Origin of the sequence: Pseudomonas sp. PDM19, from assembly GCF_014852215.1 — a bacterium.
GTDB lineage: Bacteria > Pseudomonadota > Gammaproteobacteria > Pseudomonadales > Pseudomonadaceae > Pseudomonas.
Map to the genome: position 1 here is coordinate 205,728 of NZ_JACVBG010000004.1, position 21,327 is coordinate 227,054.

Annotated in this window: 18 protein-coding genes; 10 read left to right on the forward strand and 8 right to left on the reverse strand. The window is 66.8% G+C overall.

Annotation, left to right across the window (positions count from 1 at the left end):
- Positions 1-81: 81 nt before the first annotated feature.
- A complete protein-coding gene (locus IB273_RS23230) occupies positions 82-882 on the reverse strand; it encodes a phosphatase PAP2 family protein (protein WP_192225122.1) in 801 nt (266 codons plus the stop codon).
- Between the two features lie 118 nt (positions 883-1,000).
- Between IB273_RS23230 and hslO the strand changes: the two genes are divergently transcribed.
- The 5 genes from hslO to IB273_RS23255 all read left to right on the forward strand — a co-directional run bounded on the left by hslO (position 1,001) and on the right by IB273_RS23255 (position 8,146).
- Positions 1,001-1,894 carry an Hsp33 family molecular chaperone HslO gene (gene hslO, locus IB273_RS23235; RefSeq protein ID WP_151188663.1) on the forward strand — a complete coding sequence of 298 codons (894 nt, stop codon included), beginning with the start codon at positions 1,001-1,003 and terminating at the stop codon, positions 1,892-1,894.
- A gap of 168 nt (positions 1,895-2,062) precedes the next feature.
- A complete protein-coding gene (locus IB273_RS23240; protein WP_081515293.1) occupies positions 2,063-3,604 on the forward strand; it encodes a phosphoenolpyruvate carboxykinase in 1,542 nt (513 codons plus the stop codon).
- Positions 3,605-3,825: 221 nt separating this feature from the next.
- A complete protein-coding gene (locus tag IB273_RS23245) occupies positions 3,826-5,763 on the forward strand; it encodes an ATP-dependent DNA helicase RecQ (RefSeq protein ID WP_192225123.1) in 1,938 nt (645 codons plus the stop codon).
- A 126-nt stretch (positions 5,764-5,889) separates the two neighbouring features.
- Entirely contained in the window at positions 5,890-7,389 is a 1,500-nt protein-coding gene (locus tag IB273_RS23250; protein WP_192225124.1) for a flavin-containing monooxygenase, read from the forward strand.
- Between the two features lie 154 nt (positions 7,390-7,543).
- On the forward strand, positions 7,544-8,146 hold the full coding sequence (locus IB273_RS23255; RefSeq protein WP_192225125.1) for a nitroreductase family protein: 603 nt from the start codon (positions 7,544-7,546) through the stop codon (positions 8,144-8,146).
- Positions 8,147-8,284: 138 nt separating this feature from the next.
- On the opposite strand, the gene IB273_RS23260 is transcribed toward IB273_RS23255, so the two are convergent.
- Positions 8,285-9,184 (reverse strand): LysR family transcriptional regulator, encoded by a 900-nt coding sequence (locus IB273_RS23260; RefSeq protein WP_192210559.1) that lies wholly within the window; start codon positions 9,182-9,184, stop codon positions 8,285-8,287.
- Positions 9,185-9,288: 104 nt separating this feature from the next.
- Between IB273_RS23260 and IB273_RS23265 the strand changes: the two genes are divergently transcribed.
- Both IB273_RS23265 and IB273_RS23270 read left to right on the forward strand, forming a co-directional pair.
- On the forward strand, positions 9,289-10,524 hold the full coding sequence (locus IB273_RS23265) for a 3-hydroxyacyl-CoA dehydrogenase (RefSeq protein WP_192225126.1): 1,236 nt from the start codon (positions 9,289-9,291) through the stop codon (positions 10,522-10,524).
- A 2-nt stretch (positions 10,525-10,526) separates the two neighbouring features.
- A complete protein-coding gene (locus IB273_RS23270; RefSeq protein WP_192225127.1) occupies positions 10,527-12,317 on the forward strand; it encodes an acyl-CoA dehydrogenase C-terminal domain-containing protein in 1,791 nt (596 codons plus the stop codon).
- A gap of 31 nt (positions 12,318-12,348) precedes the next feature.
- Here the strand turns inward: IB273_RS23270 and IB273_RS23275 are convergent, their stop codons facing one another.
- From IB273_RS23275 to IB273_RS23290, 4 genes are all read right to left on the reverse strand, one after another.
- A complete protein-coding gene (locus tag IB273_RS23275; RefSeq protein WP_081515300.1) occupies positions 12,349-12,642 on the reverse strand; it encodes a double zinc ribbon domain-containing protein in 294 nt (97 codons plus the stop codon).
- Positions 12,643-12,977: 335 nt separating this feature from the next.
- Positions 12,978-13,490, reverse strand: a complete 513-nt coding sequence (locus IB273_RS23280; RefSeq protein WP_065086563.1) for a dihydrofolate reductase — start codon at positions 13,488-13,490, stop codon at positions 12,978-12,980.
- Positions 13,491-13,510: 20 nt separating this feature from the next.
- Positions 13,511-14,578: a hypothetical protein gene (locus IB273_RS23285; protein WP_192225128.1), complete on the reverse strand. Its 1,068-nt coding sequence runs from the start codon at positions 14,576-14,578 to the stop codon at positions 13,511-13,513.
- Complete coding sequence (locus IB273_RS23290) at positions 14,575-15,597, reverse strand: hypothetical protein (RefSeq protein WP_192225129.1); 1,023 nt, start codon at positions 15,595-15,597, stop codon at positions 14,575-14,577. Before IB273_RS23290 ends, IB273_RS23285 begins: the two co-directional genes overlap by 4 nt.
- Before the next feature lie 164 nt (positions 15,598-15,761).
- Between IB273_RS23290 and IB273_RS23295 the strand changes: the two genes are divergently transcribed.
- Together IB273_RS23295 and IB273_RS23300 are read left to right on the forward strand one after the other, a co-directional pair.
- Positions 15,762-17,147: a DUF2868 domain-containing protein gene (locus IB273_RS23295; RefSeq protein WP_192225130.1), complete on the forward strand. Its 1,386-nt coding sequence runs from the start codon at positions 15,762-15,764 to the stop codon at positions 17,145-17,147.
- On the forward strand, positions 17,140-18,513 hold the full coding sequence (locus IB273_RS23300) for a GTPase/DUF3482 domain-containing protein (RefSeq protein WP_192225131.1): 1,374 nt from the start codon (positions 17,140-17,142) through the stop codon (positions 18,511-18,513). Before IB273_RS23295 ends, IB273_RS23300 begins: the two co-directional genes overlap by 8 nt.
- 170 nt (positions 18,514-18,683) lie before the next feature.
- Here IB273_RS23300 and IB273_RS23305 read toward each other — a convergent pair whose 3' ends face one another.
- Positions 18,684-19,151 (reverse strand): metallophosphoesterase family protein, encoded by a 468-nt coding sequence (locus IB273_RS23305; RefSeq protein WP_192225132.1) that lies wholly within the window; start codon positions 19,149-19,151, stop codon positions 18,684-18,686.
- A 48-nt stretch (positions 19,152-19,199) separates the two neighbouring features.
- The gene (locus tag IB273_RS23310; RefSeq protein WP_065086527.1) at positions 19,200-20,591 is read right to left on the reverse strand and encodes a uracil-xanthine permease family protein; all 1,392 of its coding nucleotides are present in this window, start codon (positions 20,589-20,591) and stop codon (positions 19,200-19,202) included.
- A 269-nt stretch (positions 20,592-20,860) separates the two neighbouring features.
- Between IB273_RS23310 and IB273_RS31660 the strand changes: the two genes are divergently transcribed.
- Positions 20,861-21,310, forward strand: coding sequence for a pilin (locus IB273_RS31660; RefSeq protein ID WP_192225133.1), 450 nt, complete (start codon positions 20,861-20,863; stop codon positions 21,308-21,310).
- The last annotated feature ends 17 nt before the right edge of the window (positions 21,311-21,327 follow it).

Sequence of the window (21,327 nt, forward strand, 5' to 3'; positions counted from 1 at the left end):
GCGGAAGATCGCTGTGGGATATATCCCGATGCTCTGGTCGAGAGCAACGGCCGGCGCGCCACACGGGCGCCGGCCGACGGTTCAGGCCGCGATAACGCTCAGGCGATTGACCAGCGGAATCCGCGCGGCCAGACGGAACAGCGGATCGGTCCAGCGCACCAGGGCTGCGCTGCCCTTGGCGGCGAAGGGGGTGAAGCAGCTCCAGGCCAGGGCCACCAGCGCCATCTGCACGCCGCCGATGTAGTCGTCCTGGCCCCAGTGCGCGCCGGCCACCAGGCGTGGCAGCATGAACAGCAGCGCCAGGCCCCAGATCACCACCCACTGCAGGGCGTTGCGGGCGAACAGGGTGAGGAACAGCGCCCAGATCAGCAGCACCGAGGCGTGGTCGCCGGGGAAGCTGCGGGCGGATTCGTCCTTCACCTCGAAGGGCGTGTCTTCCCATTGCGGGAAGAAGTGTTCCAGGCGTACGGCATCCGGCGCGATGCTGGAAATGCTCGCGTGCTGCCAGCCCAGCTTGTGGGCGACCTTGGCGTAGAGGATGCGCACGACCACCAGCACGACGGCTGCGCATAAAAAGCCGAAGGTCGCCGCGCGGACCTGCGTGGCCTTGAAGATCCAGTCGCCACGGATCAGCAGCAGCAGCAGGATCACCCCCACCAGCAGGTCGAACGGCCGGGTGCTCGCCACGGCCCAGGTCAGGCGCCAGGCTTCGTTGGTCGCCAGCGGCTGGTTGAGCAGGCTGAACAGGCTGAAGTCGAACAGGTCAATCGCGCTGCGAGCGGGCTCCCAGAGCCACAGCAGGAGCAGGACGACCGCCATCAGGTGACAGGCGATGAAGGGCTTCCAGGACCAGGTGGCTTGGAACGGCGTGGTTTTGTCCATAAAATCGATACCCCCTTACGGAACCCCCCGAGTATGGGTGGGTGCTGCAAAGCGCGCTTTATAGGCCTTTGCCATCAACTTGTCATTTATTTGTGCCTATCGCAGCGTTGTGCAGAGCATGTCCCAGATCGATCAAAGTCAGCGTTTCCTGTTCGACAACACCGATGTCCGTGGTGAGCTGGTAGAGCTCGACCGCAGCTTCGCCGAAGTGCTGGCCAAGCACCCCTACCCACAGCCGGTCGCCCAACTGCTGGGAGAAATGCTGGCCGCCGCCGCGCTGCTCTGCGGCACCCTGAAGTTCGATGGTCTGCTGGTGCTGCAGGCGCGCTCCAATGGCGCCGTGCCACTGCTGATGGTGGAGTGCTCCAGCAACCGCGAAGTGCGCGGCCTGGCCCGCTACGACGCGGACGCCATCGGCGATACCGCTGGTCTGCCGGAGCTGATGCCAGAGGGCGTACTGACCCTCACCGTCGATCCGAAGAACGGCAAGCGCTACCAGGGCATCGTGCCGCTGGAAGGCGCGACCCTGGCGGACTGCCTGTCGACCTACTTCGCTACCTCCGAGCAACTGCCGACCCGTTTCTGGCTGAACGCCGACAGCCGCCGCGCCCGTGGCCTGCTGCTGCAGCAACTGCCGGCCGACCGCCAGCGCGACGCCGAGTCGCGCGAAGCCAGCTGGCAGCACGTCAGCACCCTGGCCGATACCCTCACCGCCGAGGAGCTGCTGGGCCTGGACAACGCCACCGTGCTGCACCGCCTGTACCACGAGGACGACGTGCGCCTGTTCGATCCGCAGCCGCTGGTGTTCCGCTGCAGCTGCTCGCGGGAACGCTCGGCCAACGCGCTGGTCAGTCTTGGGCAGGAAGACGCCGAGCGTCTGCTGGCCGAGGAGGACGGCGAGATCGTCATCGACTGCCAGTTCTGCAACCAGCGCTACCAGTTCGACGGTTCGGACGTTGCCCAGCTGTTCTCTGGCGGCGGTAGCCAGACACCGTCAGAAACCCGCCATTGACCGCATCGATTTGTCCGATAGCCGAACCAATGGCGCTCTCGCCAGATCAGAGGCTGCACGAGAACAGTTCTTTTCTGGCATAATCCCGCGACTTTTTTCCGCGGTAGTGGGAATCAGAAGTCACTACGCAATGTTTGGAGGACTCGGCTTCGGCCGACGGGGACCCACATGACGCAAGCCAATAAAGCCGTTTACACCGATATCAGCGTTGCCCAACTGGTGGAAGAAGCCATTCGCCGCGGCGAAGGCGAACTCGCCGACAACGGCTCGCTCGTGGTGAAAACCGGCCACCGCACCGGCCGCTCGCCTGCCGACCGTTTCATCGTCGAAGAGCCGGGCAGCAAGGATTCCATCGCATGGGGCGCCATCAACCGTCCGTTCCCGGCCGACAAGTTCGATGCCCTGTGGGACCGTGTCCAGGCCTTCAATGACGCCCAGGACCATTTCGTTTCCCACGTTCATGTAGGTTCGGCCCACGACCACTACCTGGCCGTGAAGATGACCACCGCTACCGCCTGGCAGAACCTGTTCGGCCGTGCGCTGTTCATCGAGCCCGAGCAGTACAACCCGGCCGGCCGCGAAGAGTGGCAGGTTCTCAACGTCGCCAACTTCGAGTGCGTGCCCGAGCGTGACGGCACCAACTCCGATGGCTGCGTGATCCTCAACTTCGCCCAGAAGAAGGTGCTGATCGCCGGCATGCGCTACGCCGGTGAGATGAAGAAGGCCATGTTCGGCGTGCAGAACTACCTGCTGCCGGAAAAAGACGTGCTGCCGATGCACTGCGCCGCCAACATCGGCGAAGCGGGCGACGTGACCCTGTTCTTCGGTCTGTCGGGCACCGGCAAGACCACCCTGTCCGCCGACGAAAGCCGCTACCTGATCGGCGACGACGAGCACGGCTGGGGCGAAGGCGTTGTCTTCAACATCGAAGGCGGTTGCTATGCCAAGTGCATCGACCTGTCCGAGAAGAACGAGCCGGTGATCTGGAAAGCCATCAAGTTCGGCGCCGTGCTGGAAAACGTCGTCCTCGACGAAAACCGCACTCCGGACTACGCCGATGACAGCCTGACCCAGAACTCCCGCGCGGCCTACCCGCTGGAAAACGTCGAGAAGCGTTCCGAGCAGAACCTCGGCGGCGAACCGAACGCCGTGATCTTCCTGACCTGCGACCTGACCGGCGTACTGCCGCCGGTGTCGATCCTGAACAACGAGCAGGCGGCCTACCACTTCCTGTCCGGCTACACCGCGCTGGTCGGTTCCACCGAAATGGGTTCGGGCGGCGGCATCAAGTCGACCTTCTCCACCTGCTTCGGCGCACCGTTCTTCCCGCGTCCGGCTGGCGTCTACGCCGAGCTGCTGATCAAGCGCATCAAGGCCTTCGGCTCCAAGGTCTACCTGGTCAACACCGGCTGGACCGGTGGTGGCTACGGCGTCGGCAAACGCTTCAACATCCCGACCACCCGTGGCGTGATCGCCGCCATCCAGAGCGGTGCTCTGATCGGCGCCGAGACCGAGCACCTGGACATCATCAACCTGGACGTGCCCAAGGCCGTTCCGGGCGTCGACACCGTCCTGCTCAACCCGCGCAACACCTGGGAAGACAAGGCTGCCTACGACGAAGCCGCCAAGGGCCTGGCCACCAAGTTCATCGACAACTTCCAGAAGTTCGACGTGAGCGACGCCATCAAGAACGCCGGCCCGCAGCTGTAAGCGAGCCCGTTCTGGAAAGAGCCGCCTTCGGGCGGCTTTTTCATTTGCGCCGGTAGAGTCCTGTAGGAGCGGGCCATGCCCGCGATCGCCCGCATGGCGCGCTCCTACAAGGTGGCAGAATCTCTACCGTTGGCGAATGCTCCTAATCCCGTTCGCTGGCAAGCGCGCTCCTACAAAGGCGCTTCCTAGGCTGGGTGGACGCCCATGAAAGGAGTTACCCCATGCACGACACCCTCGAACGTGTCTTCGGCTTCCGCCAGTTCCGTCCCGGCCAGGAGGCGGCAGTCAGCGCAGTGCTGGCCGGGCGCTCGGCGGCGGCGATCTTCCCCACCGGCTCGGGCAAGTCGCTGTGCTACCAGTTGCCGGCGCTGCTGCTGCCGCACCTGACCCTGGTGGTCTCGCCGCTGCTGGCGCTGATGCAGGACCAGCTCGCCTTCCTCGCCCGCCACGGCATCGCTGCCGCCAGCATCGATTCGGCGCAGAGCCGCGAGCAGACCGCGCAGACCATGGCGCGGGCGCGCAGCGGCGAGCTGAAGGTGCTGATGATCTCGGTGGAGCGCCTGAAGAACGAGCGCTTCCGCAACTTCATCAGCGAGGTGCCGATTTCCCTGCTGGTGGTGGACGAAGCGCACTGCATCTCCGAATGGGGCCACAACTTCCGCCCCGACTACCTGAAGCTGCCGGACTACCAGAAGCAGTTCCGCATTCCCCAGGTGCTGCTGCTCACCGCCACCGCGACACCGGCCGTGATTGCCGACATGCGCACCAAGTTCGCCATCGCCGAGGCCGACGTGGTCACCACCGGCTTCTACCGCGCCAACCTCGATCTGCAGGTGGAGCCGGTGGCCAGCGCCGCCCGTCGCGCGCGGCTGGTGCAGTGGCTGGGCGAGCGCGCCGGGCAGCCGGCCATCGTCTATGTCACCCAGCAGAAGACCGCCGAGGAAGTTGCCGCGCACCTGGCCGAGCGCGGCATTCCCGCCTGTGCCTACCACGCGGGGATGGAGCACCCGGAGCGCGAGGGCATCCAGCGTCGCTTCATGGAAGGGCGGCTGAACTGCATCGTCGCCACCATCGCCTTCGGCATGGGCATCGACAAGAGCAACATCCGCCAGGTGGTGCACTACGACCTGCCCAAGTCGCTGGAGAACTACAGCCAGGAGATCGGCCGCGCCGGGCGTGACGGCCAGCGTTCGGAGTGCCTGGTGCTGGCCAACCGCGACAGCCTCAACGTGCTGGAGAACTTCGTCTACGGCGACACGCCCGAGCGCGAGGGCATTCGCCATGTGCTGGAAGAGATTCGCCAGGCGGCTGGAAATCAGGGGGGCGGCCAGTGGGAAACCATGCTGGTGCCGCTGTCGGACCAGTCCAACATCCGCCAGCTGCCGTTGAAGACGCTGCTGGTGCAGTTGGAACTGCGCGGCATCATCGCCCCGCGTTTCGCCTATTTCGCCGAGTATCGCTACAAACTGAACATCGATTCCGCCGAGCTGCTGAGTCATTTCGAAGGCGAGCGTCGGCAGTTCGTCGATGCCATCCTCACCACCTCGGCCCGCGCCCGGACCTGGGCGACCCTGGATTTCGACACTCTCTACAGCCGCCATGGCGCCGAGCGCGCGCGGGTGGTGAAGGCGCTGGATTATTTCCAGGAGCGGGGCTGGGTGGAGCTGGAGAGCAAGCAGATGACCGAGGTCTACTCGGTGCGTGATGCGTCCTTCGCTGTGGATAACTTGAGTGAGGAGCTGCATCGCTACTTCAAGCGCCACGAAGAAAGCGAGATCGCCCGCATTGGCGCCATGCTTGAACTGCTGGGCAGCGCGGAGTGCCTGAGCTGGCGCCTTGCCCAGTACTTCGGCGACCAGCAGGCGCCGAACCGCTGCGGGCACTGCTCGGTCTGCGCTGGCCGCGTTGCTCGACTGCCGGAGCCACCCGCACTGCCGCCGCTGGACGGCCAGTCGCTGCACAATCGCTGCGCCGCGTTTCTGGAAAAGTACCGCAGCGCACGAGGTCTTGCGCCCAGCGCCGACTGCGTGACGCGCTTCCTCTGTGGCATCAGCGTGCCGGCCTTCACCCGCATGCGCGCGCGCACGTTGCCGGGCTACGCATCGCTGGAGGACTACCCCTACGCCCAGGTCCGTGACTGGGTGCAGGCGCAACTGTGACCGGCTGAAGACGCCGGCGCCGCGCACGACTAAAGGTCGGCGTGATGCCGGTCGGGCTCCTTGTAGGGTGTGCGATGAGCATTCCCGCCTAGACTCTTCAGGGCGTTGCAGCAAGGAGCCCCGCGCATGTCCACCGAGCACCTGGATGTACTGATCATCGGCGCCGGCCTGTCCGGCATCGGCGCCGCCTGCCACCTGCAGAAGCAGTGCCCCGGCAAGTCCTACGCCATCCTCGAGGGCCGCGAGGCCATGGGCGGCACCTGGGACCTGTTCCGCTACCCGGGCATCCGCTCCGACTCGGACATGTACACCCTGGGCTACAACTTCAAGCCCTGGACCGACCCCAAGGCCATCGCCGACGGTCCGTCGATCCTCAGCTACATCCGCGAGACCGCCCGCGAGTACCGCGTCGAGGACAAGGTCCGCTACCGCCACCGCGTGCTCAAGGCCGACTGGGACAGCGCCAGCGCACGCTGGAACCTCGTCGTGCAGCGCGGCGACGAGGCGGAGCCGGTGCGCATGAGCGCGCAGTTCCTCTTCATGTGCACCGGCTACTACCGCTACGACGCTGGCTACACCCCGGAATTCGCCGGCCGCGAGAGCTTCGCCGGGCAGGTCATCCACCCGCAGCTGTGGCCGGAGAACTTCGACTACAGCGGCAAGCGCATCGTGGTGATCGGCAGCGGCGCCACCGCTGTCACGCTGGTGCCCTCGCTGACCGACAAGGCTGCCCACGTCACCATGCTGCAACGCTCGCCGTCCTACGTGATCAACTTGCCGGCGAAGGACCCGATCTCCAACTTCCTGCGCAACTTCCTGCCGGAGAAGTGGGTTTACCGCCAGGCGCGGGCGCGCAACGTGACCATGCAGATGATCTTCTTCATGGCCTCCAAGGCGTTTCCCGGCGCGGTGCGCAAGCTCATGCTGAAGCTGGCCAACCTGCAGCTGGGCAAGGATTTCGATATGCGCCACTTCAGCCCGCGCTACAAACCGTGGGACGAGCGCGTGTGCTGCGTGCCCGATGGCGACCTGTTCAAGGCGCTGCGCCACGGCCGTGCTTCGGTGGTCACTGACCATATCGAGCGCTTCTGCGAGAAGGGCATCCTGCTCAAGTCCGGGCAGGTGCTGGAGGCGGACGTGATCGTCACCGCCACCGGGCTGGACCTGGTGATGTTCGGCGGCGCCGAGCTGGCCATCGACGGCAAGCCCTTCGACGTCACCCAGAGCATGGGCTACCGCGGCATCATGCTGCGCGACCTGCCCAACCTCGCCGCCATTGTCGGCTACACCAATGCCAGCTGGACGCTCAAGGCCGACCTTTCCAGCGAGTACTTCTGCCGCCTGATCAACCACCTCGATGCCGTCGGCATGCGCCAGTGCACACCGCGCCAGACCGATGGGTCAGTGAAGGAAGAACCCTTCCTCAACCTCAACTCCGGCTACATCCAGCGCGCCGCGGACCGCATGCCCAAGCAGGGCGACCGCACACCGTGGAAGCTCTATCAGAACTACGCGCTGGACCTCGCCCTGCTGCGCTTCGGCAAGGTCGAGGATGGTTACCTGGCCTTCACCTCGCCCAGGCAGCGTCAGGCCGCGGCGGCACCGGTGGAAGCGCTGGAGAGCTGATCCCCTGCGGGCACTTGCTCGGTCCGGCGAGTGCCCGCGTCGTTCGATCTATCAACGCTTCGGATGGACATTATCGATACGCCGCTCTGCAACGGAGCGGCCTCTCGGCTTACCATGCGCGCCATTCCCGCCCATGCCAGCCAGAGGATTTTCCATGCTGATCGAAGACGCCATCCGCAGCCGCCGTTCCATTCGTGGTTTCGACACTTCCTATGTGATGAGCCGCGAGGAGAAGGACGACCTGCTGCAACAGGCGCTGCTCGCCCCCACCTCGTTCAACCTGCAGCACGTGCGCCTGGTGGAAGTCAGCGACCCGCAGCTGCGCGCGCAGATCCGCGCAGCCGGCTGGGACCAGGTGCAGATGACCGACGCCTCGATGCTGGTGATCGTCTGCGCGCAGGTCGACAGCTGGGAGAAGAACGCCGAGCGCGTCTGGGACGGCGCCCCGGTCGAAGTGAAGAACTACATGGTCGGCGCCATCGACGGCTACTACCGCGACAAGCCGCAGACCCAGCGCGACGAAGCCATGCGCAGCAGCGGCCTGGTAGCCCAGACCCTGATGCTCGCCGCCCGTGGCCGCGGCCTGGACAGTGTGCCGATGGTCGGTTTCGACTTCGACGCCGTGGCCAAGCTGATCAACCTGCCGGCCAGCCATGCCATCGGCCTGATGATCGCCGTAGGCAAGCAGGCGGTGGAAGCCCGGCCGCGCATCGGCCGCCTGCCGCTGGAAGAGACGATCGTTCGCGATCGCTTCTGATCCCGACGAAACGCGCCTCCGGGCGCGTTTTTCTTTCCTGCTCCTCGTAGGATGGGTGGAGCGAAGCGATACCCATGCTGTCTGCGCCAGGGCGATGGGTATCGCTTCGCTCCACGCCATCCTACGTCGTGCCTCCTGTTATTCCGGAGCGGAGTCCACTATCCGTTCGATCAGCCACTGCAACGCCGTATCCCGCTCGCGCTGGGCGAGATAGACCAGCTCCAGGTGGAACTGCCCGACGTCGAATGGCAGCTCCAGTACCTGCAGCGGCAGCAGCCGGGCGAAATGCGCCGCCAGTCGTGTCGGCAGCACCGTCAGCAAATCCGTGGTCGCCACCAGATGCGCCGCCTGCAGGTAGTTGGGCGTGGTGTAGGCGATCTGCCGTTTCAGCCCCTGGCTGGCCAGCCACTGGTCGACCATACCCTTGGTCTGCCCGCCGGAAACCCACAGGTGCCGCTGGCCGAGAAACGTCGGCAGGTCGATCCCGCCGTCCACCTGCGGGTGTCCGCGCCGGGCCAGCAGGCGCAGCGTTTCGCTCGCCCACGGGCGGCGCTGGAAGCGCGCTGGCAGTTCCTCGAAGCGCCCCAGCACCAGGTCCAGGTTGCCCTTGTCCAGCGCCTCGGTGGGCAGCGTCGGTGTCAGGTGCTGGATGCTCAGGCCCATGCCCGGCGCCGTGCTGCCCAGACTTTCGAGCAGGTGCGGCATGCACAGCGCTTCCACATAGTCGGTCAGCGCCAGGGTGAAGCGCTGGCGACTGCGCGCCGGGTCGAAGGTGTCGCCGCCGGCCAGGCTCTGGCCGATGCGTTGCAGGGCGTCACGGATCGGCGCTTCCAGCTCCAGCGCCCGCGGCGTCGGCTGCATCGCCCGACCGACGCGCACCAGCAGCGGATCATCGAGCAGTTCGCGCAGGCGGTTCAGCGCGTTGCTCACCGCCGGCTGGCTCAGCGACAGGCGCTCCGCCGCGCGCGAGACGTTTCGCTCGCGCAGCAGCGCATCCAGTACCCGCAGCAAGTTGAGGTCGAAGGTGGTCATATTCACTGGCTGAATTCCACTTATCACAACTCAAAATTTCAAAAATAGTACCGCCTTCCCTAAGGTGAGTGGTCTTCAAACGAGCGTTTCAGGCTGACAAGAGGAACAACATGAGCCAGAACATCCGCATCGCTAGCGCCGCCGTCATCGGCGCCGGCACCATGGGTCGGGGCATTGCCATGTGCCTGGCGAACGCCGGCGTGCAGGTCCTGTGGCTGGACAACAATCCGCAGATGCTCACCCAGGCCCTCGGCGCCGTGGCCGACACCTACGCCCACAACGTGCGCCAGGGCCGCATCGACGAGGCCGAAGCGGCCCGTCGCCGCGCGCGCATCTCCCAGGCGGCGAACTACGCGGCGATCCGCGAGGTGGACCTGGTGATCGAGGCGGTGTACGAGAACCTCGAACTCAAGCAATCGATCTTCCGCGAGCTGGATGCGGCGCTGAAACCCTCGGCCATCCTGGCTTCCAACACTTCCTACCTGGACGTCGACGCCATCGCCGCAGTGACCTCGCGGCCGTCCCAGGTGCTCGGCCTGCACTTCTTCAGCCCGGCGCACATCATGAAGCTGTTGGAGATCGTGCGCGGCGCGAAGACCGCTCCCGCCGTGCTCGAAGCGGCCCTGGAACTGGGCGAGCGGATGGGCAAGGTCAGCGTGGTCGCCGGCAACTGCCACGGCTTCATCGGCAACCGCATGCTGGAGAAGTACGTCCAGGAATCGCGCCGGCTGATCCTCGAAGGCTCGCTGCCGCACCAGGTGGACGCGGCGATCCAGGGCTTCGGTTTCGCCATGGGGCCGTTCCGCATGTTCGACGTGGTCGGCATCGACCTCGAATGGCGCGCCCGCGAGCTGGCCGGCAAGGGCCAGGACGCGCCGACCGTGCAGGTGGACAACCGCCTGTGCGAGATGGGCCGCTTCGGCCAGAAGTCCGGCAACGGCTTCTACCACTACGAGCCGGGCAGCCGCCAGGCCGAGCACGACCCGGAAGTGGACGCGCTGGTGCTGCGCGAGTCCGAGCGCCTGGGCTACCAGCGCCGGGATATCGGTGCCGAGGAAATCCTCGAGCGCTGCCTGCTGGCGCTGGTCAACGAAGGCGCGAAGATTCTCGACGAAGGCATTGCCTCCACCAGCGCCGACATCGACACCGTTTACCTCAATGGTTATGGCTTCCCCAAGGACAAGTCCGGCCCAATGGCCTGGGCCGATGCCCAGGGCCTGCAGAGCGTGCTGGCGCGCCTGCGTGACCTGGCCGGCGAGCACGGCGCGCACTGGCAGCCGGCCGCGCTGATCGAGCGCCTGGCCGCCGCCAATGGCCGCTTCGCCGACGTGAAACAGGAGCACTGAACATGAGTTACCAGGCACCCCTGCGCGACATGCGCTTCGTCCTCCACGAGCTGTTCGACGTCAGCGCCCATTGCGAGCAACTGGGCAACGGCCTCGACCGCGAGCTGATCGACGGCGTGCTGGAAGAAGGCGCGCGCTACACCGGCGAAGTGGTCGCCCCACTGAACCGTAACAGCGACGAGCAGGGCGCGACCCTGCTGAACGGCGAAGTCACCACGCCCGATGGCTTCCGCGAGGCCTACCAGCAGTATTGCGACAACGGCTGGGCCAGCATGACCGGCCCGACCGAGTTCGGCGGCCAGGGTTTCCCGCAGATGGTCGCGTCCAGCTTCCACGAGATGCTGATGGCCGCCTCACTGTCCTTCCGCGTCTACTCCGGTCTCACCGAAGGCGCGGTGCTGGCGTTGTACAAGCACGGCGCGCCGGAACTGCAGCGCGACTACCTGGCGAAGATGGTCAGCGGCGTGTGGAGCGGCACCATGTGCCTCACCGAACCCCAGGCCGGCACCGACCTGGCCCTGCTGCGCACCCGCGCCGAACCGCAGGCGGACGGCAGCTACCGCGTCAGTGGCAGCAAGATCTTCATCAGCGGCGGCGAGCAGGACCTCTCCGAGAACATCGTCCACCTGGTGCTGGCGCGCCTGCCGGATGCGCCGGCCGGAGTGAAGGGCATCAGCCTGGTGCTCGTACCCAAGTTCATCGCCAATGCCGACGGCACGCCGGGCGCGCGCAACTCCCTGAGCTGCGGCGCCATCGAGCACAAGATGGGCATCAAGGGCGCCTCCACCTGCGTGATGAACTTCGACGGCGCCACCGGCTGGCTGATCGGCCAGGCCAACCAGGGCCTGGCGTGCATGTTCACCATGATGAATGACGCGCGCTTCCAGGTCGGCCTGCAGGGCCTGGGCATCGCCGAACGCTCCTGCCAGGGCGCGTTGGCCTATGCTCGCGAGCGCCTGCAATCGCGCGCGCTGACCGGTGCGGCCGAGCCGTCCAAGGCTGCCGACCCGATCATCGTCCACCCGGACGTGCGGCGCATGCTGCTGACCCAGAAGACCCTCACCGAAGGCTGCCGGATGATCGCCGCGCTCTGCGCCCGCGAGCTGGACCTGGAGCATGGCCACCCCGAGGCGGACGGCCGCAAGGCCGCGAGCAAGCGCGCGGCGCTGCTGATCCCCATCGTCAAGTCGTTCTTCACCGATGTCGGCCAGGAGGTTTCCAGCCTCGGCGTGCAGGTCTACGGCGGCCACGGCTACATCCGCGAATGGGGCATGGAACAGTTGATGCGCGACAGCCGCATCACCCAGATCTACGAAGGCACCAACGGCATCCAGGCGCTCGACCTGATCCGCCGCAAGCTGCTGGGCGACGGTGGTGCGGAACTGAGCGCGCTGATCGGCGAACTGGCGGCGATCTGCGAAGCCGTCGGCGCGCGCACTGAACTGGCCGGTCTCGCGGAAACCGTCCGGCAACGCCTGCTGGAGTGGCGCAGCCTCACCAGCGAAGTGATCGCCGGCTGCCAGCGCGACCCGCAGGAAATCGGCGCCACCTCGGTGGACTTCCTGCAGTACTGCTCCTACGTGCTGCTCGGTGGCCTGTGGCTACAGGCTGCCGGTGTGGCTCAGGCGAAGCTGGCGGCCGGCGAGGGTGACGCGGATTTCTACCGCGCCAAGCTCGCCAGCGCCGAGTTCTACGTCAGGCGCATCCTGCCGCGTGCCAGCATGCACCGAGAGGCCCTGCTGGGTGGCGCGGACTGCCTGATGGCGCTGGACGCGGAGCATTTCGCCTTCTGAGCCCAGGGCCCGAGGTTTTGCCGCGGGCCCGTCAACTGCCGCGCTCCTGGCCGCACTGCGCACAGAAGCGTGCCTGAGGCGCGACAGCGGCGCCGCAGCCCTTGCAGGGCGTGGCCTGTAGCGACCCGCCGCAGTTGTGGCAGAAGCGACTGTCCTGCGGGTTCTGCGCGCTGCACTGCGGGCAGGGCTGGGTGGGAGCCGCATTGGCTGTCGGTGGTGGTGCGGGTGCCGGCGGATAGCCCGGTGCGCCGTAACCGCCGCCGTGCCCGCCATGACCGCCGCGGCCGTGGTGACCGCCCATCATCAAACGTTCGAGCCAACCCATGATGTACCTCCAGTTTCCCGTCGTGGGGTGGAGTCATTGGGCAGCCTGTAGTTGCTACAGGGTCAAGGCTTGGGAGTGTGAGCGGAGATTTCGCAAAAGAGAGCCCTATGAAAAACGCCGCGCTGGGTGATCGGGGCGGCGTTTTCTTTTGGTAGTTCGGAGCTGGGTGTTCCCTCACCCTAACCCTCTCCCAGAGGGAGAGGGGACCGTTCGGAGCGCTCTGGGAGTCAGGCGTCAGCCGGTCGATCAGGGAGAGCAGGATTCATCTCGGCACATACGGCTCCCTCTCCCTCTGGGAGAGGGCTGGGGTAAGGGGCTCCGGATACGCAGGGCTATCAGGCCCGCTCCCAAACCTCGAACGCATAGGCCGGCGTCTCGCCTTCCGCATCGTGCTCGATGCTCGACGCCAGGTGCCACTGGCTTTCGTTCACTTCGGGGAAGTGCGCGTCGCCCGCCGGGCTCAGGCCCACGCGAGTCAGGTAGAGGCGTTCGGCGCGGCCCAGGGCTTCACCGTAGAGTTGCGCACCGCCGATCAGCATCAGCTCGTCGGCTTCCTCTTCCTTGGCCCATTGCTCGGCGCGCTCCAGGGCTGCGTCGAGGCTTGTGAAGACTTCCGCGCCTTCGAGCGTCAGGCCCGCCTGGCGGGTGACGACGATGTTCAGGCGGCCCGGCAGCGGGCGGCCGAGCGAATCCCAGGTCTTGCGGCCCATGATCACCGGCTTGCCCAGGGTCATGGCCTTGAAGTGCTTGAGGTCCTGCGGCAGGTGCCAGGGCAGGCGGTTGTCGACGCCGATCACGCGGTTCTCGGCAAGGGCGGCGATCATCGCCAGGGGCAGTGCTTGGGTCATCTCGACTCCAGTGGTGAACATCAGCGGGAACTCCCGTTGCCAGAGGATACCAGCCGCTCGCCGTCGGCGGGGCCGGCGGGTGGCGGAACGCGCATGAAGAAGGTGCCGTCCTCGTTGACCTGGGTGATGCCGGTGGCCAGCACCTTGCGATAGTCCTTGAGGTTGAAGGCCAGGGTCTGGTCCGGGCGCTCGGCCTTGAGCAGCACCTGCGAGTAGGTGATGAGGATTTCGAAGATCTTCAGGTCGCCCGACTGCAGCCAGATGTAGGACTGCCCGGCCTGGCGCGGAGGCTCGAAGGCCAGCGAGGCGGCGCCGTCTCTGGGCGCGAATTTCAGGTGCAGGCCCTTGGCGTCCAGCCAGGTGGACTCGACGCGGCCGTCGATGCCCACCAGCGGGAAGACCTGGTGGTAGTTCAGGTGCATCACGTTGTCCTGCAGCACCGCGCCGGGGCGCTCCAGGGTCACCAGCGAATCCAGGCGCAGGCCCACCAGGCTCATGGCGCCGTAGCTGGGCACGCCGAGCACCTTCACGCTGTCGGGCTGGTAGTCGAGGTTGTCGCCGTCGAGCTTCACCGTGCCGGAGAGCCGTAGCGGCAGCCAGGGGCCGACGCCCAGCGGCTGCACTTCGCCGGAGACCAGCAGGCGGTCGCCTTCGATGCTCAGCTTGAAGTCGCGCAGCATGGTTTCCGGGTAGGCGAGGATGTGCTGGTTGAACAGGTTGCCGAGCTGTTCGGGGCTGAGGATCACCTCGCCCTCGGAGACGTTGATGCGCATGTCCTGCGGGCGGTCGAAGTCGATCGGCTCACCGGCCCTGAGCGGCACCAGCCAGCCCTTGAGCAGCGGGCTGTGGAAGCCGATGTCGCCCTGGAAGTACATGTCCACGTTGTTGAGCAGGATGCCCACGCCGTCCTGGCCGGAATCGCGCAGGCCGCCCGGCCGGCTGGCCTTGAAGTCCGCCGCCGGCGGCGTCTGCTGGAACCAGCCCTGGCGCAGCACGCCCAGTTCGCGCTGTTGCTTGTCGATGGCGCTCTCGGCCGCGGCCTGGCCGGCCAGCGTGAGGCAAAGAAGGGAAGCAAGGAGGGTTCTCATAGGGCTTTCTCCTCCGGGGCCGGCGCCTTAACCGGCGAGACGGCGATGTGCACCATGCCGTCTTCGCGCAGACGGATTTCGCCGTACTGCAGCTGGCGGCGGTAGTCGTAGAGGTTGAACAGCAGTGGCGCATCCGGGCTGAGGCTGGTGAACAGCGCGTAGGCCTTCACCAGGATGGTCCGCGCCATCTTGATGTCGCCGCCCTCGATGAACATGTAGCTCTGCGGCGCCTTGAGCTGTGGCCACTTGAGCTCGGCCAGGTCGCTGCCCAGCAGCAGGTCCATGCCGCCGTCGGCGAGCTTCAGGTGGCTGACGGTGAAGTCCAGGCGCGGCGGCGGGAACAGGCCGTCGAGGTCGACCAGGATGCGGTTGCCGATCAGCTGCATGTGCGCGGTGTGCAGTTGCAGCACCTCGGACATCTCGATGGAAGCAGCGGTCAGCGACGGTGTGACGTCCACCCCGTCGACGAAGATTCGCTGCGGCACCAGCGCCACCTTCAGCGGCCCGGCCTGCTCGATCCCGGTGACCATCCGCAGCGGCCGCCAGCGGCCCTTGCGCAGCAGCTCGCCGTGGACTTCCTGGCCGTCGGCGCGAGTGCTGAGCTTGAGGTTGCGCACCGGCGCGCTGGCGTTGCGCAGCTCCTCGTTGAGCAGGCTGGCGAGGGTCGCGTCAGCGACGAAGATGTCCCCGGCCTGGATGCGCGCGATCATGGACTTCGGGTCGTCGAGCATCAGCGGCGTGCCGGCGCCCGCCACCGGGCTCATCTGGATCAGCATCTTGCGGATGAAGAAGCCGATGTCGTCGTGCAGGCGGAAGTCGGTGTGGCTGATCCACAGTTGCGAGGTGTTGCTGTCGGACTGCCGGGCGCTGACGTTGGCGTCCAGCACGCGCGGCGGCACCGCCTGCATCAGCGGGGTGTCCGGGCCCCAGTCGGAGGGGCGCACCGGCGGTGTTTCCACGGCAACCGCGGTGGCGGCGGCCAGCAGCAGGGGCAAGGCACTGAGCATCGAGCGCAGCATGGCGAGGCCTCATTCTTGTTGTTTTTTCCGAGTGTGAGGCTGGCCGGGCACGGCGAGAGCCCCCCCTTGGTTTGGTTGACGCCACCGGGTGTTACCGGCGGTGCCGGGACGCGGCGGCGAGCAGCGGTTATCCTTGGTGCCGAGTACCGATTGTCGGAGACCCCGTGAGCGAAACCCCCGCTTCCGCCCTCGAATCCCTGTGGCTGTGCGAGGCCGTGCGTCTGCGCGAGGAGCAGGTCGGCCCGCTGGAAGACAGCGAAGCCAACCGCCGCGCCATCGTCAGCGGCGGCGACCTCGCCCGCCGCCTGCAACACCGCGCGCTGCTGCTCGCCGAACGCGATGGTCAGCGCGCCGCTCTGCGCACCTGGGTGCAAGGCTCGCGCCTGGCGCTGTACCTGCTGCTGGCGCTGGCGCTGTTCACCGGCGGCGGCCTGGCCTTCGCCGCCCTCGGCGACGGCCTGCGCCCGGTCAACGTGTTCTGGGCCCTGGCCAGCCTGCTCGGCCTGCACCTGATTACCCTGATCGGCTGGACCCTGGCCTTCTTCGCTGGCGGTGAGGCCGCCGGTGCGCTCGGCCGCCTGTGGTTGTGGTTGAGTGGCAAGTTCGCCCGCGACGCCCATGCTGCGCAATTGGCGCCCGCGCTGCTGGTGCTGCTGGACCGGCAGAAGCTCACGCGCTGGGCGCTCGGCCTGCTGGTTCATGGCCTCTGGCTGGTGGCACTGGGCAGCGCGCTGGGCGTGATGCTGGCGTTGCTGGCGACGCGGCGCTACGGCTTCGTCTGGGAGACCACCATCCTCGGCGGCGATACCTTCATCGCCCTGACCCACGGCCTCGGCGCGCTGCCGTCGCTGCTCGGCTTCCCGCAGCCGGACTCGGAGCTGGTGCGCGCCAGCGGCGATGCCCTGGTGGCCAGCGAAAACGCGCGCCACGCCTGGGCCGGCTGGCTGGTGGGCATCCTGCTGGTGTACGGCGTGCTGCTGCGCGGTGCGTTGTGGCTGCTCTGCCTGTGGCGCTGGAAGCGTGGGCGCGCGCAGCTGGCGCTGGATGTCTCGCTGCCCGGCTACGCCCTGCTGCGCGAGCGCCTGATGCCGGCCAGCGAGCGCCTGGGCGTCAGCGATGCCGCGCCGGACGAACTGATTGAGCCGCAGGCGCAGGCCCCGGCGACCACCGCCGACGGCGCCGTGCTGGTGTCCATCGAACTGCTCGACCGGCCCAACTGGCCGCCGAAGCTGGCCGAAGGCATCGCCAATGCCGGCGACCTCGACGACGGTGCCCAGCGTCGCCGCCTGCTGGAACAACTCACCCGCTACCCGCCGGCGCGCCTGGTGATCGCCTGCGACCCGCGTCGCTCGCCGGATCGCGGCACCCTGGCGCTGATCGCCGAACTCTCGCGCTGCGCCGCCGCCACCCGCGTCTGGCTGTTGCAGGCACCGACGGGCGAAGCGCTGGACGCCGAGCGCCTGGGCGACTGGCACGCCGGCGTCGAGCGCCTGCAACTGCCGCACACCTCGGCATCGCCGCTGGGCTGGCTGGAGACCGGGCATGACTGATGCGCTGAAACTGGCCGTGGTCGGCCACACCAACGTCGGCAAGACCTCCCTGCTGCGTACCCTGACCCGTGACGTGGGCTTCGGCGAGGTCTCCCACCGCCCCAGCACTACGCGGCATGTGGAAGGCGCGCGGCTGTCGGTGGACGGCGAGCCGCTGCTGGAGCTTTACGACACGCCGGGCCTGGAAGATGCCATCGCCCTGCGCGACTTCCTCGATGGGCTGGAGCGCCCCGGCGAGCGCCTGGACGGCCCGGAGAAGCTGCGGCGCTTCCTCGACGGCAGCGAAGCCCGCGGGCGTTTCGAGCAGGAAGCCAAGGTGCTGCGCCAGTTGCTCGCCTCCGACGCCGGCCTCTACGTGATCGACGCCCGCGAACCGGTGCTGGCCAAGTACCGCGACGAACTGGCAGTGCTCGCCGCCTGCGCGCGGCCGTTGTTGCCGGTACTCAACTTCGTCGCCAGCCCACAGCACCGCGAGGAGCAGTGGCGCGAGGCGCTTTCCCGCCTCGGCCTGCATGCGCTGGTGCGTTTCGATAGCGTGGCGCCGCCGCTGGATGGTGAGCGTCGCCTGTACGAAAGCCTGGCGCTGCTGCTGGAGCGTGCGCGCCCGCAGCTGGATCGACTGGTCGCAGATCACGAGGCCCAGGCCGTCGCCCGCCGCGAGGCCGGGGCGCGGCTGATCGCCGAGCTGCTGGTGGATGTCGCCGCTTGCCGCCAACTGGTGCCCGCTGGCGACAGTGCTGTTCGAGCAGCCACCGAGACGCTGCGCAATCAGGTGCGCAAGCGCGAAGATACCTGCGTGAAGGCGCTGCTCAGCCTCTACGCCTTCCGCAAGGACGACGCCCGCGCCGCCGACCTGCCGTTGCTGGACGGACGCTGGGGCGATGACCTGTTCAACCCGGAAACCCTCCGCCAACTGGGCATTCGCCTCGGTGGTGGCGTTGCGGCCGGTGCCGCGGCGGGGGCGGGGATCGACCTGCTGGTGGGCGGCCTGACCCTCGGCGCGGCCACCGCGCTGGGCGCCATCGCCGGCGGCGCCTGGCAGACCGTCGGCCATTACGGTCAGCGCCTGCTGGGCAAGCTCAAGGGCAGCCGCGAACTGTCGGTGGACGACAGCGTGCTGCGTCTGCTGGCGCTGCGGCAGCGGCAACTGCTGGCGGCCCTGCAGACACGCGGGCATGCGGCGGTGGAGGCGATCCAGGTGCAGTCGCCCGAAGACAAGCAGTGGCGCGAGGGCAAGCTGCCCGAGGCGTTGCGCAAGGCGCGTGCGCATCCGGAGTGGTCCGGCCTCAACGGTCGCTTGCGCAGCGAGAAGACCGAGCGGCAGGAGGCGGTGGCGGAGTTGGCTTCGCAGTTGCTCGAACCATAAGCCCATCGTCAATTTGCGAAATCGGCATGGCTGACGCCCCCTCACCCCAGCCCTCTCCCTCCGGGAGAGGGCTGGGGTGAGGGCAAGCATGAGCGCTGAATTTACCTGTGGGAGCGAGCTTGTGACTCACTTGGATGTGGGGAATGCCGTTTTCGGCCTCGCGAATGCTCTTAGATGAGCGTGACCATCTCCACCCTTGGCTGCCCTTCGGCGATCTCCAGAATCGCCAAGGCAATCGGCAACTTGAACCTCCGCGGTCCAGCGCTGCCCGGATTCAGGTACAGCACCCCATCGCGCACCTCGTTCAGCGGTTTGTGCGAATGGCCCGCCAGCACGATATCGATGCCTTCGGCCGACGGACCGATGGCCAACTGCTTGAGATCGTGGATCAGGTAGAGCCGCCGCCCGCCCAGTTCCAGCAGCAGTGTTTCCGGCAGCGCGGCGGCCCAGTCGTCGGTGTCGTTGTTGCCGCGCACCACGTCCAGCGGCGCCAGGGCGCGCAGCTGGTCGAGCAATGAGGCGGGGCCGATGTCGCCCAGGTGCAGGATACGCTCGCAGCCTTGCAGCGCCGCCAGCGCTTCGGGGCGCAGCAGGCCGTGGGTGTCGGCGATGACGCCGATGCGCAGGGAAGTGGTCATCCGGGGAGCATAAACGACGACGCCACCCGAAGGTGGCGTCGTGGCGGTTCAGCCGTTGTGCGAGGCCTTGGCGGCGTCGGACTCGGGCAGGAACCAGTTGAGCAGCAGAGCGCAGATGCCGCCGGTGGCGACGCCGGATTCCAGCACGTTGCGGATCGCGTGGGGCATGTGCGCGAGGAACTCCGGCACCTGGGAGATGCCCAGGCCCAGCGCCAGGCTGACGGCGATGATCAGCAGCGCGCGGCGGTCCAGGTGGGTGCCGGCGAGGATGTTGATGCCGGAGGCGGCGACCGCGCCGAACATCACCATCACCGCGCCGCCGAGCACCGGCTCGGGCACGGCCTGGATCACCCCGGCGACGCTGGGGAACAGGCCCAGCACGATGAGCATCGCGGCGATCCACAGGCCGACGTGGCGGCTGGCGACGCCGGTCAGCTGGATCACGCCGTTGTTCTGCGCGAACACGGAGCTTGGGAAGGTGTTGAACAGGCCGGCCAGCAGCGAGTTGGCGCCGTTCACCAGTACGCCGCCCTTGATGCGCTGCATCCACAGCGGGCCTTCGACCGGCTGCTTGGAAATCTTGCTGGTGGCGGTGACGTCACCGATGGCTTCCAGCGAGGTCACCAGGTAGATCACCAGCATCGGGATGAACAGGCTCCAGGAGAAGCCCAGGCCGAAGTGCAGCGGCACCGGGACCTGGAAGGCCGGCGCCTCGTGCATGCCGGTGAAGTCCAGGCGGCCCAGGTAGCCGGCCAGCGCGTAGCCCACGGCCAGGGCGATGACGATGGCGCCGCTGCGCATCCACACCACCGGGATGCGGTTGAGGATGACGATGATCGCCAGCACCAGGCCCGACAGCATCAGGTTCTCGCCGTTGGCGAAGGTGCCGTTGGACATGGCGGAGAAGCCGCCGCCCATGCTGATCAGTCCGACCTTGATCAGGGTCAGGCCGATCATCAGCACCACGATGCCGGTGACCAGCGGAGTGATCAGGCGCTTCACGAAGGGCAGGATGCGCGACACGCCCATCTCCACGAAGGAGCCGGCCATGACCACGCCGAAGATCGCCGCCATCACCGCTTCCACCGGGGTGCCGTTCTTCACCATCAGCGCGCCGCCGGCGATCAGCGGGCCGACGAAGTTGAAGCTGGTGCCCTGGACGATCAGCAGGCCCGCGCCGAATGGCCCGAAGCGCTTGCACTGGACGAAGGTGGCGATGCCGGAGATCACCAGCGACATCGACACGATCAGGTTGGTGTCGCGCGGCGACACGCCCAGCGCCTGGCAGATCAGCAGGCCGGGGGTGACGATGGGCACGATGATCGCCAGCAGGTGCTGCAGTGCCGCAAGCCATGCGATGGGCAGGGCGGGGCGGTCTTCCAGGCCGTAGACCAGATCGGGCTGGTCCTTGGCGGCGGACGGGTTCTCGAGGGAGCTCATTGGCGGCGGTCCGGGAAAAAAGAGCGCGATTTTACTGGCCCACGGCGGGATCGCACAGTGCCATGAGGCAAGTTGGGATGAATGGGGAAGCCTGGGTTCCTACGGCGTCATAGTGCGGTGGCACTCCGAAGGCTTTCGGCGTGGAAAAAACTGCCGAAATTTCAACAGGGTGCGCGGAAGCGTCTGAGTGTGTCGGCCCGCTGGCGTGGCTTCACTGGAATGCATCCGGAGCCATTCGGGCGTCCGGCTCTATCCAGAGGGATACGACGATGGGTAAACAACAAGGCTTCACCCTGATCGAGCTGATGATCGTGGTGGCGATCATCGGGATTCTGGCTTCGGTTTCCTTGCCGCTGTACTCGGATTACTCGTCGCGCTCGAAGGCGGCGGCGGCACTGGTGGAGCTTTCTGCTGCCAAAACGGCGGTAGGCCTCTGCATGACGGAGACCGGTAAGAAGGACGAGTGTGACAGCGGAACCTTTGGAATTCCTGCAACTGTCTCGACGGACAACATTCTGGATTTCAAAGTGGCTAAGGCTGTCGTCACAGGTAAGGTCAGTGCGACGAATTCCACGGGGGAAAATCTGGAGTTCAGTATGGAACCTTCCATCTCGGGCTCGAATATCGTCTGGAAGGTCACGGGCACGCTCTGCGACGCCGACCGCGGAATCAAACCGGGGACAGGAGGATGCGCCAAATCCGCCGCGAAGGAGGGCTGATCTCCAGCTTTCGACGC